At 61.2% G+C, this 13839-nt stretch carries 15 protein-coding genes; 13 read left to right on the top strand and 2 right to left on the bottom strand.

Annotation, left to right across the window (positions count from 1 at the left end; genetic code table 11):
• The first annotated feature begins 174 nt into the window (after positions 1-174).
• The 6 genes from V1288_RS29790 (at position 175) to V1288_RS29765 (ending at position 6961) form a co-directional block, all read left to right on the top strand.
• On the top strand, positions 175-549 hold the full coding sequence (locus tag V1288_RS29790; protein ID WP_334360421.1) for a hypothetical protein: 375 nt from the start codon (positions 175-177) through the stop codon (positions 547-549).
• An 81-nt stretch (positions 550-630) separates the two neighbouring features.
• Positions 631-1038: a FixH family protein gene (locus V1288_RS29785; RefSeq protein ID WP_334360420.1), complete on the top strand. Its 408-nt coding sequence runs from the start codon at positions 631-633 to the stop codon at positions 1036-1038.
• Positions 1035-2438 carry an efflux RND transporter periplasmic adaptor subunit gene (locus tag V1288_RS29780; protein ID WP_334360419.1) on the top strand — a complete coding sequence of 468 codons (1404 nt, stop codon included), beginning with the start codon at positions 1035-1037 and terminating at the stop codon, positions 2436-2438. The genes V1288_RS29785 and V1288_RS29780 overlap by 4 nt, the downstream gene beginning before the upstream one ends.
• Positions 2435-5629, top strand: a complete 3195-nt coding sequence (locus V1288_RS29775; protein ID WP_334360418.1) for an efflux RND transporter permease subunit — start codon at positions 2435-2437, stop codon at positions 5627-5629. Before V1288_RS29780 ends, V1288_RS29775 begins: the two co-directional genes overlap by 4 nt.
• Positions 5630-5762: 133 nt before the next feature.
• Positions 5763-6320, top strand: coding sequence for a sigma-70 family RNA polymerase sigma factor (locus V1288_RS29770; RefSeq protein ID WP_334360417.1), 558 nt, complete (start codon positions 5763-5765; stop codon positions 6318-6320).
• Complete coding sequence (locus tag V1288_RS29765; RefSeq protein WP_334360416.1) at positions 6317-6961, top strand: DUF1109 domain-containing protein; 645 nt, start codon at positions 6317-6319, stop codon at positions 6959-6961. The genes V1288_RS29770 and V1288_RS29765 overlap by 4 nt, the downstream gene beginning before the upstream one ends.
• Positions 6962-7123: 162 nt before the next feature.
• Here the strand turns inward: V1288_RS29765 and V1288_RS29760 are convergent, their stop codons facing one another.
• Both V1288_RS29760 and V1288_RS29755 read right to left on the bottom strand, forming a co-directional pair.
• On the bottom strand, positions 7124-7663 hold the full coding sequence (locus tag V1288_RS29760; protein WP_334360415.1) for a hypothetical protein: 540 nt from the start codon (positions 7661-7663) through the stop codon (positions 7124-7126).
• A gap of 68 nt (positions 7664-7731) precedes the next feature.
• Positions 7732-7854, bottom strand: a complete 123-nt coding sequence (locus V1288_RS29755) for a hypothetical protein (RefSeq protein ID WP_334360414.1) — start codon at positions 7852-7854, stop codon at positions 7732-7734.
• Positions 7855-8026: 172 nt separating this feature from the next.
• On the opposite strand from V1288_RS29755, the gene V1288_RS29750 reads away from it, so the two are divergent.
• The 7 genes from V1288_RS29750 to V1288_RS29720 all read left to right on the top strand — a co-directional run bounded on the left by V1288_RS29750 (position 8027) and on the right by V1288_RS29720 (position 13820).
• On the top strand, positions 8027-9160 hold the full coding sequence (locus tag V1288_RS29750; RefSeq protein ID WP_334360413.1) for an alpha/beta fold hydrolase: 1134 nt from the start codon (positions 8027-8029) through the stop codon (positions 9158-9160).
• Between the two features lie 204 nt (positions 9161-9364).
• Entirely contained in the window at positions 9365-9622 is a 258-nt protein-coding gene (locus V1288_RS29745) for a hypothetical protein (protein ID WP_334360412.1), read from the top strand.
• Positions 9623-10034: 412 nt separating this feature from the next.
• On the top strand, positions 10035-10169 hold the full coding sequence (locus V1288_RS29740) for a hypothetical protein (RefSeq protein WP_334360411.1): 135 nt from the start codon (positions 10035-10037) through the stop codon (positions 10167-10169).
• Complete coding sequence (locus tag V1288_RS29735; RefSeq protein WP_334360410.1) at positions 10166-10870, top strand: c-type cytochrome; 705 nt, start codon at positions 10166-10168, stop codon at positions 10868-10870. Before V1288_RS29740 ends, V1288_RS29735 begins: the two co-directional genes overlap by 4 nt.
• 273 nt (positions 10871-11143) lie before the next feature.
• The gene (locus V1288_RS29730) at positions 11144-11359 is read left to right on the top strand and encodes a hypothetical protein (protein ID WP_334360409.1); all 216 of its coding nucleotides are present in this window, start codon (positions 11144-11146) and stop codon (positions 11357-11359) included.
• A gap of 217 nt (positions 11360-11576) precedes the next feature.
• Entirely contained in the window at positions 11577-12188 is a 612-nt protein-coding gene (locus V1288_RS29725; protein WP_334360408.1) for a class I SAM-dependent methyltransferase, read from the top strand.
• Positions 12189-12494: 306 nt separating this feature from the next.
• Positions 12495-13820, top strand: a complete 1326-nt coding sequence (locus tag V1288_RS29720; protein ID WP_334360407.1) for an NAD(P)/FAD-dependent oxidoreductase — start codon at positions 12495-12497, stop codon at positions 13818-13820.
• The last annotated feature ends 19 nt before the right edge of the window (positions 13821-13839 follow it).

The following is a 13839-nucleotide window of genomic DNA, read 5'->3' as shown; positions in this document are numbered from 1 at the left end:
AAGCCGCAGCGGGCAAAAATGTTCTGGCCCTCGGCGATATTCCGGCATTTGGGACCAGATCCGATTGATCCAACACAATGCGATCTATCCCGACCGGGATATGTTAACGAAACCCGCGGTTTCGTGATGGAACTTTGCTTCCCATCGCGGGTCGGTTTGTGCGAAACTGGCTCCGTGAAACGCTCGATCCACCTTTGCCGGCTGCTGGCGGTCCTTGTGATCGTCGGCCTCGTCATCGCCCCGCTCACAGCGCGGGCGAACACGGGCGCGACGGCATCGATGGCGATGACGTCGATGTCCGATGACACGGCCGCCATGTCCGACGACATGCCGTGTTGCCCGGACAAGTCGGCGCCGGCCGATTGCGACCAGTGCCCGTTGATGGCGCTCTGCGTCGCGACAACGTTGCAGGCGCCGCTGCCGGCTGGTGTCGTTGAAATCCAGCCCGTTACGCTTCGGACGCTGCTTCCGGGCAGCGATCCCGAAGTGGAAAGCGTCGGATACTCACCCCCTCCAAAGCCTCCCCGATCCCTGGTCCGTTCGGCGTAACGCCGAATTCGCGCGCGGCGCTTCGTGGCGTCCGCGTTCATGCTGCGTGGGCAGCAGATCAGAAGATCGAGGATCATCACTATGAAGGCCAATCAGTTTTCGCGCAGCCTGGCGGTTGCGCTGACCGCCGCCGCCCTGACGTGCGCCGCTGCCGTCGCGCTCGCCGACGTCAAGAATTACGAGTTCAAGCTGGTCGAACCGACCGTCAAGACCGGCCCCGACCAGACCGTCACCGTGAAGCTCGTCAACAAGACGACGGGCAAAGCTGTTCCGGACGCGGTCATCTTCGCCACGCGCCTCGACATGGCACCCGATGGCATGCAGGAGATGGTCACCAAGCTCACTCCCGTGCAGGGATCGGAGCCGGGCACCTACCGGTTCAAGGCCAATTTCAGCATGGCCGGCCGCTGGCAATTGTCGCTTGGCGCCAAGGTGCAGGGTGAGACCGGCACGGTCGAAGACAAGCTCGTCATTCAGGCCGACAAATGAAGCGCTCGGTCCCAATTGGAATCGCCGCTGCCATGACCGCTGTGGCGATCGCCGGCGTCCTCTCGCGTCCATATGTCTGGCCGAGCGGAGAGATGAAGCACGCACACGTCATGGAGCAGGCGCACGCCGAACCGGGCGCGGCGATCTACTATCAGGACCCGGACGGCAAGCCTTTCTATTCGCTAACGCCGAAGAAGACGCCTGACGGCCGCGACTACCGCGCCGTCCCGCCGGGCGCCGACATCAGTTTCGACGATACGCCGGCAGACGTGGCAGCCGCACGGACTGCCGCTCGCAAGATCAAGTATTACCGCAATCCGATGGGCCTGCCGGACGTGTCGTCCACGCCGAAAAAGGATTCGATGGGGATGGATTACATTCCCGTTTACGAAGGCGAGGACACCGACGACGGCTCGATCAAGCTATCGCCCGGCAAGATTCAACGAACCGGCGTGAGATCGGAGCCGGCGGCCCTCCGTCCGATCCGGACGGTCGTGCGCGCGCCAGGCGTAATTCAGCTCGACGAGCGCCGAGTTTCAGTCATCGCGATGCGCGCGGAAACCTACCTGCAATCGGTTGCCGACGTCACAACCGGCACCTTCGTCAAGAAGGGGCAGCCTTTGATGCAGGTCTACAGTCCCGCAGTTTCCAGTGCGGCCGCCGAGTACGTGACGACGCTGACGTCCCGGACGACCGCGGGCGAGCCCTCCTACGGACGCGGTTCGCGGCAGCGGTTGATGAACCTCGATGTGCCCGACGCCGTGATCACCACGATCGAAAAGACGCGGGTCGTTCCCGTGACTGTCGAGTGGTCGGCGCCGCGCGACGGCATCGTGCTGGAACGCAACGCGGTCCAGGGCATGCGAGCTCAACCAGGCGACGTGCTCTTCCGCATCGCCGACACCTCGGTTGTCTGGGCGTTGATCGACGCGGCCGAGCGCGACCTCGGTTCGCTTGCGGTCGGACAGCCCGTAACCGTTCGGGCCCGTAGCTTCCCGGCGCGGGACTTCTCCGGAAGAATCTCGGTTGTCTACCCCCAGCTCAATCGCGAGACACGCACAGCCCGCGTCCGGGTCGAACTCGCCAATCCGGACCTTGCGTTGCTGCCGGATATGTACGTCGACGCCGACATCGAGATCGGCGGCTCAGAATCCGTTTTGTCGGTTCCCGACAGTTCGGTGCTCGATACGGGCGCTCGGCAGGTCGTCCTCGTCGACAGGGGCGAGGGCCGGTTCGAGCCCCGTGAAGTCAAGATCGGCCGTCGGGGCAGCGGAATGATCGAAATCCGCAGCGGGCTGAAAGACGGAGAGCCCGTTGTCGTTGCCGCCAATTTTCTGATCGATGCGGAGAGTAACCTGAAGGCGGCTCTCAAGGGCTTTGCCGAGGGAGCGCAGCAATGATCGCCCGCTTGATCGCTTGGTCGGCCCGCAACTTGCTGCTGGTGCTGTTCGGCACCGGCTTCGCTGCAGCGGCCGGCCTCTATGCACTTATCCATCTGCCGCTCGATGCCATCCCCGACCTCTCTGACACGCAGGTCATCGTTTACACGGAGTACCCCGGTCAGGCGCCGCAGGTCATCGAGGACCAGGTCACCTATCCCCTGACCACGGCGATGCTGACGGTACCGAAGTCGAAAGTGGTTCGCGGCTTCTCGTTCTTCGGCGTCTCATTCGTCTACGTTATCTTTGAGGACGGTACCGACATCTATTGGGCGCGCTCGCGTGTGCTCGAGTTCCTGAACAGCGCGACCTCGCGCATTCCCGCCGGCGTGACACCGACCATTGGCCCTGACGCCACCGGCGTCGGGTGGGTTTACCAATACGCCATCATGTCGAAGGAGCTGAACCTTTCCGAGACACGCACAATCCAGGACTGGAATCTGAAGTTTGCGCTCGCCAAGGCCGAGGGTGTCGCGGAAGTGGCTAGCGTCGGCGGCTTTGTCAAGCAGTACAACGTGATCCTCGATCCGCAGCGCATGCGCGATCTCGGCGTTACCATGCAGAAGATGCGCGATGCGATCCGCGCCAGCAACGCCGACGTCGGCGGCCGTACCGTCGAGCTATCCGAGTTCGAATACGTGATCCGCGGCAAGGGCTACCTGAAGAGCATCAACGACCTCGGCAACGTCGTACTGAAGGTGAACAACGGCACGCCGGTGCTGCTGCGCGACGTCGCCCGGGTGGAACTCGGCCCCGACGAGCGGCGCGGCATCACTGAACTGAATGGGGAGGGCGAGGTTGCGAGCGGCATCGTGCTGCAGCGTTTCGGCGTCAACGCGCTCGACGTAATCCAGAACGTCAAGAAGCGTCTTACGGAAATCGCCAGCAGCCTGCCGAAGTCGGTCGAGATCGTGCCGGTTTACGACCGCTCGAACCTGATCTACGCCGCCATCGATACGCTCAAGCACACACTGTTCGAGGAGAGCGTCGTCGTAGCATTGGTCTGCATCGTGTTCCTGCTGCACGTCCGCAGCGCGCTGGTCGCCATCCTGATGCTGCCGGTCGGCGTGCTGATGGCGTTCGGGGCGATGAAGCTGCTCGGGATCGGCTCCAACATCATGAGCCTCGGCGGGATTGCGATCGCGATCGGCGCCATGGTGGATGCAGCGATCGTCATGATCGAGAATGCGCACAAGCACCTCGAACGAGCGGAGCCCGGAAAGCCCCGCGTGGCGATCCTGATCGAGGCTGCATCGCAGGTCGGACCGGCGCTGTTCTTCAGCCTGTTGATCATCACCGTATCGTTCATGCCGATCTTCACGCTGGAGCAGCAAGAGGGGCGGCTGTTCAGCCCACTGGCGTTCACCAAGACCTTCGCGATGGCCGCCGCCGCGCTGCTCTCGGTTACGCTGGTGCCGGCGCTGATGGTGATCTTCGTCCGCGGCAGAATCGTTCCGGAGCACAAGAATCCGATCAACCGCTTCCTGATCTGGATCTACCGGCCAGTCATCAAGGGTGTGATGCGCGCCAAGATACTGGTGATCCTGATCGCGCTTGCCGTTCTGGCGGTGACAGTGTGGCCAGCCCGGCAGCTCGGCACCGAGTTCATGCCGAACTTGAACGAGGGTACGCTACTCTACATGCCGACGACATTGCCGGGCATCTCTGTCACCAAGTCCGCTGAACTGATGCAGACCCAGGATCGGATCATCCGGTCTTTTCCGGAAGTCGCATCGGTCTACGGCAAGGCAGGCCGCGCCGCGACGGCTACCGATCCGGCGCCATCGGAAATGTATGAGACCGTGGTCAATCTCAAACCGAAGCAGGAGTGGCGGGCCGGCGTGACGATCGACAGCCTGATCGCGGAGATGGACAAGGCGCTACAGTTTCCCGGCGTCTCCAATGCCTGGACCATGCCGATCAAGGCGCGCATCGACATGCTGTCGACTGGTATCCGCACTCCAGTCGGCGTCAAGGTGATCGGTACCGACCTGGCCAAGATCGACAAGCTTGCCAAGCAGATCGAGCAGGTCTTGAAAACGGTGCCCGGCACCTCATCGGCCTATGCCGAGCGCGGCATCGGCGGCTACTATCTGGAGATCACGCCGGACCGCGAAGCGATGGCGCGCTACGGCATCATGGTCCAGGATGTCCAGGATACGATAGCAACGGCACTTGGCGGGCAGACGGTCACGACGACGGTCGAGGGACGTCAGCGCTTTTCCGTCAATATGCGCTATCCGCGGGATTTGCGCGACAATCCGAAGGCGATCGCAAGCGAGGTGCTGGTGCCGATGCCGGCCGGCGGTGCCGTGCCGATCGGCGAAGTCGCAAAAGTCGCGCCGGCGCGCGGCCCATCCTCGATCCGCACCGAGAACGGTCAATTGGCGACCTATATTTATGTCGACATTCGCGACCGCGACCTCGGCGGCTATGTTGCTGACGCTCAGCGGGCGGTGCAGGCCAGCATCCAGTTTCCGCCCGGCTACTATGTGATGTGGAGCGGTCAGTACGAATATCTCGAACGCGCCACTGCAAGGCTCAGAATCGTCGTACCCACGACGCTGCTCATCATCTTTCTGCTCTTGTACCTCAACTTCCGGTCCGTCACCGAGACGATGATCGTGATGTTGTCCTTGCCGTTCGCGCTGGTCGGCGGGCTCTGGCTGATGTGGTGGCTCGGCTTCAACCTGTCGGTCGCGGTCGCGGTCGGCTTCATTGCGCTGGCTGGAGTAGCTGCCGAGACCGGCGTGGTGATGCTGATCTACCTCAACCAGGCATTGGCCGAGATCAAGGGCCGTCGCGAAGCCGAGGGCCGCGTCCTGACGCGCAGCGACCTCTACGATGCCATCATGGAGGGCGCGGTCGAGCGCGTGCGCCCGAAGATGATGACGGTGGTGGCCATCATGGCAGGCCTGCTTCCGATCATGTGGAGCACCGGCACCGGCTCCGAAATCATGCAGCGCATCGCCGTGCCGATGATCGGCGGCATGATCTCCTCGACGCTACTGACGCTGATCGTGATCCCGGCGATCTTCGGCCTCGTAAAGGGCTTTAGGCTGAAGAATGGGGACGATTCTGGACTTCAGGTATCGACACTGACGAGTGCGCCTCCTGAACGCAAGCAGCCGGTTCCGGAGCCCGCTCAATGAGGAACCGCATCATGGCCATTCGCGCACACAGTTGTCGCATTCTAGGGTACTTCCGCGCCCAATTTCCTTCCGCCCCAATTGCGAAAAGGTGTAACCAAATCGCTCGACCCACCGAAATAGCGAGATAGAGGAGATGACGGGCCTCGAAATCGAGCTCAAAGACCTAATGCTAGCGAGCCTGAATGGCGATGCGGCATCGCACCGGTCGCTACTCGATCAATTGAGCCGCCGTCTGCGCGGCTACTACAAGGCCAAGCTGGCAGCGCTCGGTAAAGCCACGTCAGAGGCAGAAGACCTGGTTCAGGAAACCGTACTGGCAATACACATCAAGCGGCATACCTACGATCCAGGGGAGCCGTTGACGCCATGGGTGCACGCCATTGCGCGTTACAAATTGATCGATTTTCTACGTCGAAATCGCGTGGGGCACGCCGAGGTACCCATTGACGACGCCGACGAGATGATGGCGCACGATGACCATGCGAGCGCTGAAAGTACGTATGACGTCAAGAGGCTGCTGGAGCGGCTGCCGAAAGCCATGCAGTGTGCGATCGAAGCCGTGAAGATCGAGGGACTGAGCATTGCTGAAGCGGCGAAGAAATGCGGTCAGTCCGAGTCGGGTGTAAAAGTAAATATTCACCGTGGACTCAGGGCACTGGCCGCCTTGATCGCCGGGAAAATGCGAACATGAGAACGAACGATCTCGTTGCACTCCTGAGCACGAATCTTGAGCCCGTCGACCGCAAAGCGGTCGCTCGCACGCTTTACGTGGCAATTGCTGCAGGATCGATCGTGGCGTTCGGCGTCGCCGTTGTCGGCTTGGGCTTCCGCGCCGACTTGATGACAGCCCGTGCACTGATGTTTCTCGCCATAAAGCTCGCCTTTGCAATCGGGATCGTCGACCTCGCGCTGCTTTACCTGACGAGACTGGCCCGGCCGGGCGGGGAGCGGAAAATCTCCCCCGCCTTGCTTGTCGCTGTGCCGTTTCTCGTCATTATGGTTCTTGCCGCCATCAGCCTTGGATCCGCACCCCGGTCGCATTGGGAAACCATGATCGTGGGCGATGAATGGCTGGAATGTCTTCTCTCTATTCCGATCATTGCGATCGTTCCTTTCGCTGTTTCAATTTGGGCCGTGCGAAAAGGTGCTCCCACCAATCTTTCGCGAGCCGGCGCGTTCGCAGGCCTCATCGCGGGAGGCGTCAGCGCAATGGCTTATGCGCTCCATTGCACGGACGATTCGCTGCCGTTTATTGCCGTCTGGTACGGCGGAACGATTGTGCTGTGCACTCTGGCTGGCGCGTTGTTGGGGCCGCGGCTGTTGCGCTGGTGAATGATGCCTGTGATGCATATCGGCGCGAGTGGCGCCGATGCGACGCCGGGGTAAGGGCTGCCGAGTAACCAAAAGCTCGCTGGAAACTTCTCGCGCTGTGCTTCGCTCACGTCGAAACCAGCATCCCCACGAGCCGAATCGGATCGCGATTGAGAGTGCTTCCTAAGTGCCGCTACTTTGGGCGCGGCGATGCTCTCGCGTAATCGCAAACCACAAGAAAGCGAGTCCGAGGAGGACGAACACGGGTTCAAGGATGAGGTCCATTTGTGTATTCGTCAGGTGATGGAGGCCAAAGATCCAATGGATCCAGACGATATCGAAGCTCAAAACGAAGCCAGTGCCCGCGAGCACGCCTAAAAAGAATGAGGCCGAGGTCGCTCGCTTGGTCCAGAGCAGAAACCCAATAAGCGCGGCGACCGCGACAGTGAGCACTGCCATTTGTCCGGCCGACGTAGTGACCGGATACAACGTGAACGCAAGGACCAGATAGGATTGGGTGTCGTTGAGTTGACGGAGTCCAGCGGAGGACAAGCAGAGGCTCAAGGAGGAGGTCCACCATTTGTGTATCTGTACGGTCAGTCCCGCACCGGCCAGCAGACCAAGGAGGAATGTGCCCGACGAAATTCGCTCGCTCCACAGCGTCCGGATTGCGGTTACCGTGACAGAAGCAGTGCGTCGTGCAGCACCATCAATCGCAAACATGTCGTTTACCCTCCGGCGCACACGTTCGAGCGATTTCTGTGATCCCGAACGTCAGGCAGCCTGACAAATCAGGAGCGCAGGTATTTGATCGACGCCGCGATCCCAAGCACAGCGAAGGTGAAAATGGCGAGGTGATAAATCCCCATTGCCAGCAACGCGCCGGAGCCCATCGTAGTCATGTCCATAGTCATGAATTGTCTCCAACATCCTATCGTTCGAGGGAGGTGACAATCGAAGGATCGCCAGGATAAAGCGGCCCCGCCGATTCCATCGAGTCTATCGGGCGACGGCCGGACCCAGCTTGAAAAGCTAATGAAATTGTTATGAGAATTGAATGAGAGCCATGGGAGATCGATACCGGCGGTGCAGGTCATTCGATTCATTCGGGACGCAAACGGGGCCCGGATCGCCTATGCCACGGTCGGCGAAGGGCCGCTTATCCTCTGCCCCGCGTGGTGGGTCAGTCACGTCGAGCGCGATTGGGAGCAGCCGGGATTTCGGCGTTTCTTCAGTCGGCTCGCGGAGGGCTTTCGCGTCGTCCGCTACGACCGGCCGGGCACCGGTTTGAGCGATCGCGACGTTCCACCGCGAACGCAAGCGGACGAGGTGCAACTACTCGCAACGCTCGTTGATGAGCTTGGCGACAACGAGTTCTCATTGTTCGCGGTGTCTTGCGCGGGACCGGTTGCACTCACTTATGCGGCTACGCACCAGGAACGCGTCCGCCGCCTGTGCTTTTATGGCTCGTATGCGAGGGGGTCCGATGTCGCAACGCCGGATCTGCGGGATGCGCTCACTGACCTCGTGAAGGCGCACTGGGGCCTTGGCTCAGTCGCACTGACCGCGCTATTCCTACCCGGCGCGTCGATACAGGATTCGGAGGACTTCTCCCGAAACCAGCGGGACTGGGCGAATGCGCCGCAGGCGGCACAATTGCTGCACCTGAGCTGTGAGATGAATGCTGCGGCAGATGTCCTCTCACGCATCCGGACCGAGGCGCTGGTCATACATCGGCGCAGGGACCGCGTGATCCCCCTTGAAGCTGGCCAAAAGCTCACTGCCGAATTACCTCGCGCACGCCTCATAACACTGGACGGCGACATACACCTGCCATGGATCGACGGCGACGCGATTGCCGACGCGGTCCATTCGTTTCTTGCCGGCGATGAGGTACGCGCGGCTGCCTCAGCACCGTTATCCGGATGCCGGCTCGACGAGGCCAATCGTGAGATCGTCCTGGAGGGTCAACGTCGGCCAACGACGCGGCTGGAGTACGCTGTGATGCTCACCCTGATCCAGGCGAGTGGACGCGTCGTCACGCGCGACGAGATGCTTGCCGAGATCTGGAACACCCCCTTCGCGGGCTCGAACAAGGTGGATGCCGTAGTCGGATCATTGCGGAAGAAGCTTGGCCCCTTCGCAACGTCCATCGAAACCGTGACAGGCCATGGCTACCGATTCCGCGGCTGGAAGAAGGCGATCAACGATGTGCATTGATCGTGCCTATTCGGTTGAACTTGGGACGGGGCCTGATTGCGCAATTGTGCTTCGCACCTTCGCGGGCGCAGCATTGAGCCCAAGACTTGTTGCGGCGATAGCGGTTTTCACGTCGGCGTGAGCCTGTAACCGGCTGACAATCGGCTCCGAACTCATGGTTAGAAGCACACATCGCGGCGCTTTCAAACATCATGGAGCCGGAACATGTCAACCAAACACCTTCTCACGATGTCCCTCTTGTTGCCGCTCGTGGCGGTCTCCGCGACTGCACAGGCAGGCTCGACCATTACCGATAAGAGCTATTGGCCGAACGACGCCAGGAAGAGCACGCCGATCGGTGCTGTCTCGCAAACTGGTCCGTATTCAGCGTTCGCCTACGATCGAGCGGCATCACGTTTGGCGCCCGCCACCGCCAGCGGCGGATCGGGGTTCCGCTACCAAGGCGGTCCGAAGGGGCGTTGATACCCACGGGCGCTATATTGTCGTACGAAGGCCGCCGGCCGAAGCATTGGCGCGATCTGAAGCAAGGGGGGGCGGTTGATCGTCTACTCCGCACCCCCGTCAGATTTCCTTTCATCCCAGCAAGAGGCGTTCCTATGACCTTAAGTCAGGACCACGACACACCTATGGGCAGGACCTCACTGATCGTCACTTTGGGCAATTATTTCGCCCGCTATCGGATGGCGCTGTATGTCGTCTTTGCAACGGCGGTTTCCTTGAGTGTCGCCTGGAATTGGACTTGGCTGACAGGCGCCGAGATATTTCGGATCATGGCGTCGCTGCCGTGCACGTTCATGATGCTCATGTGCATGAAACGGGCGAGCTGCAGGCAGCCTCAAGAGGCGGTTGCTCCGCGAGATGACGGAGGGAGCCGATGATGGACAATATGATGCCTGGAATGATGTGGGGCATGGGGTTCGTCTGGTTGTTGGTCGTAATCGTCCTGATCCTGGCGGCCGCGGCGCTGATCAAGTACCTTCGCACCGGGAGCAAGGACGGTCGGCAATGAACAAGCTCATTGTCATTGGGCTTTCGACGATTGCACTGTCATTCCCGGCATCCGCTCAGTATGCCGACGTCGCGCGAGGTCAACGGGATTTCCGTATGTGCGCGCCATGCCATTCGCTGGAGGCCGATCGAAACATGACGGGACCAAGCCTTGCCGGTCTCTGGGACCGCAAGGCCGGATCGTTGCCGAGCTTCGAACGCTACTCCAATGCTCTCAAGTCGTCTGGCATCATCTGGGACGATCGTTCGCTGGACGCTTGGTTGACCGATCCCGATCGCATGGTGCCGGACAACGAAATGCCGTTTAACGGCATCAAGGACCCGCAACGCCGTGCAGACCTGCTCGCCTTTCTCAAGGAAGCAACCAAGCCTGAAGCCGCGCCGCAAATGAGCGCTCAAGGACCGATGGGAGGCATGGGCGGGATGATGGGTGGCGGCCGCGTTCCCAATCTGAAAAGCCTGGAGTCGAACACGCTGGTGAAGACGATCACCTACTGTCACGACACCTATCGGGTGACCACGGCTGATGGCAAGACCCGCGCCTTTTGGGAGCGCAATCTGCGCATGAAAACTGATTCCGGAACAGATGGTCCGCAAAGTGGCGCACCAGCCCTCGTGCCCGCGGGAATGATGGGTGACCGGGCAGACGTGATTTTTGCCGCACCGGAAGAAATCAGCAAGGCGATCGAGGCGCGATGCTGAGAGTTGCGTGCCTTCGCGGCCGGCCAACGTTGCCGAAGCCGCATCTCGAGCGGAAATCCCGGCAAGGTTGAAAGACCAGCCGATGCAGGCCACGACGGGCATCGGCGCCTGGATCAAGCATCCGACGTGCGCGAATTCGCCGTCCCGAGGAACAATTCTTGGTCGGGAAAATTATGCAATTGTCCAAGGGATGGACACCTTAACTCGAGCGGCTGCCGATGCAGTCCCGCCCCCCAGGGCGCATTGGCAGCCGTCTTTTTCGTCGCCGCCGCCATGAAGGATTTCGCCAATGCGTCCTTCCCGCCCGAGGTGATCTCGGTGATGGAGGAGGCGCTTGATGCCGCGGTGGCTTCGCTTCCCGAACCCGTCCATTCCACCCATGTTCAATGCCTGGCGGAAGCCATCCTGCGCGCCGCCGACGAGGGAGAGCGCGACCCGCAAATCCTGCAAAGGCTCGCATTGCTGGAGCTGCAGATCGTTCGGCGCTAGGGATGATTGGGCCAGCGATCGTCGCTGCCACTTCGGGGAAAGGCAGGAGAGCGCCACGGAGAGCGAAAGCCGCCGGCGTCCCCACGGACAGTTGAATTGTTGAACCCAGCCTTTATCGGCTTTCATGTCGCAATGGGCGGAGCGGGCGTCCGAAGTCGCCGCTGATCAATATGTCAAACATCGCCAGCTCCGAGGAAACGAGGCCGAGGACCAAAGCATGGGCTTCTACAACGACCATATCCTGCCGCGGGTTTGCGATCTCGCGATGCGCAACAAGCAACTGCGGCCGTATCGCGAGCGGGTGGTCGGTGCGGCTGAAGGGCGGGTGATCGAGATCGGGGTCGGCTCGGGCCGGAATCTGCCCTTCTATCGGCCACCGGTGCAGGAGGTGTTGGCGCTGGAGCCGTCTGCGAAGCTGATCGCGATGGCTCGGGATGCGCTGCAACCGGGTATGCAAGTCAGCTTCATCGAAGCGTCAGCAGAAGCCATCCCACTCGACGACGACAGCGTCGATACCGTCGTGACGACCTGGACCTTGTGCAGCATTCCAGATGCCGCCATGGCGCTCACCGAAATGCGTCGCGTGCTTCGGCCGAACGGCAAGCTCCTGTTCGCGGAGCACGGCATGGCGCCGGACAGGAATGTCCGGCGATGGCAGGATTGGCTGACGCCTGCCTGGAAACGCATTGGCGGGGGCTGTCACCTCAATCGACCGATCCGAACCATGATCGAGAGCGGCGGATTCAGGATTGATCGGGTGGAAACCGGCTACATGCCCGGACCCAAGCCGATGACCTTCATGTACGAAGGCAGCGCACGGCCAGGCTAGATCGGTGGCGCTCCGCCTCAGCTTCGCACGATCGAGCAACCAGTCCTGCCAGTTACTTGAAGCGGCTGCCGACGGGATCGACCATGCAGTGCTCGAACATCAGCAGGAGCCAGTGGAATTCCAGGCGCTGTTTGCAAGCTGGCTAAGCTGACCGTTGGTGGCGGGCTCCGAACCAAAACTTGTGACGCCGTTCACTATTGCCCCAAAAGAGATCAGATAAGCTCGGTCTACCCGAAGCAACTGCTCCGGGCGTACGTGTCGGTTGATCCGTTTTCGATCCTATTTGACATACTCTGGGAGGAAGACGTGCCAGATCCTGCAAGAAGTCATGCCGTGGTCGTTGGCGCAGGCATGGCCGGCCTTGCGGCCGCTCAGGCGCTCTCCAGGCATTTCGGGAACGTCACGATCATCGAGCGGGACCTGCTTCCCGCCGAGGCCGCGCCCCGAAGCGGTACGCCGCAGGCCCAGCATGCCCATATGCTGCTCGCGGGCGGACTGAAGGCCCTGCAGACCCTGTTTCCGGGATTTGAGAACGATCTGGCGGAAGCGGGCGCCGTGAAGATCCGCACGGGTAAGGATATAAGGTTTGAGCGCCCAGGGTTCGATCCTTTCCCGATTCGCGATCTCGGCATCGACATTTTCTGCATGTCGCGCCCACTGCTCGAAGCCGTTACCCGACGACGCGTTCTGCGGACCCTGAATGTCCACATTTGCGAGCGCGCTCGCGTAATCGGGCTTGTTGCATCGCGCGATGCAATGCGGATCGAGGCGGTCCGTTACGATAGCGAAGAACGGCCTGCCGTGGTCGTGGAAGCTGACTTGGTTGTTGATGCCTCCGGCCGCTGCGGCCTGACGCTGAAGCTGCTCGAAGAGCTTTCTCTGCAGACGCCCGAAGAGACCGAGATCGGCATTGATCAGGCTTACGCGAGCACCATCGTCGAGCGACCAATCGATCACAATGCCGACTGGCTGGGCAATATTGTCCTGCCGTCCGCACCTGCCAGCAGCCGCGGAGCGTTCCTGTTTCCGATCGAGAAGCAGCGATGGTTGCTTTCCGTCGGAGCCAATCATGGCGATGCGCCTCCGGGCGATCGCGCGGCATTCATGGATTTCGTCAAGAACCTACGCACCCCGACCATCTATGACGCAGTCAGGCAAGCCCGTCCGCTGACGGATATTGTCCGCTACCGGCTACCTTGCAGCATACGGCGGCATTTCGAGCGCCTGGAGTCTTTCCCGGCAGGGCTGCTCACGATAGGCGATGCCCTCTGCCGCTTTAATCCCGTCTTCGGCCAGGGCATGAGCGTGGCAGCACAGGAAGCCGTGATCCTGGACCGGTTGTTGGCGGAAGATGTTCCCATGGAGCGGCTGGCGCGTGACTTCTTCGCTGCTATCCAGGACACCATCGCGACGCCGTGGGGCGTTGCCGTCAGTGATTTCGTCTATCCCGCCACGCGTGGCGTTCGGCCCGCCGACCTCGCGCAGCGCCTGCAATACGGTATGGCCTTGACCAAGCTCGCCGCTGAGGATCCCGAGGTGCACCGGCTGACGGTGGAAGTCTCGCAACTGCTCAAGCCGCAGGCCGCGCTGCGCGACCCGGCGCTCGCGGCGCGCGTGATGTCGCTGATGTGATGGGCAACGAGGGTGCGTC

Origin of the sequence: Bradyrhizobium sp. AZCC 2176 (assembly GCF_036924645.1) — a bacterium.
Taxonomy (GTDB): domain Bacteria; phylum Pseudomonadota; class Alphaproteobacteria; order Rhizobiales; family Xanthobacteraceae; genus Bradyrhizobium.
This window is presented reverse-complemented; position numbering and strand designations above follow the sequence as displayed.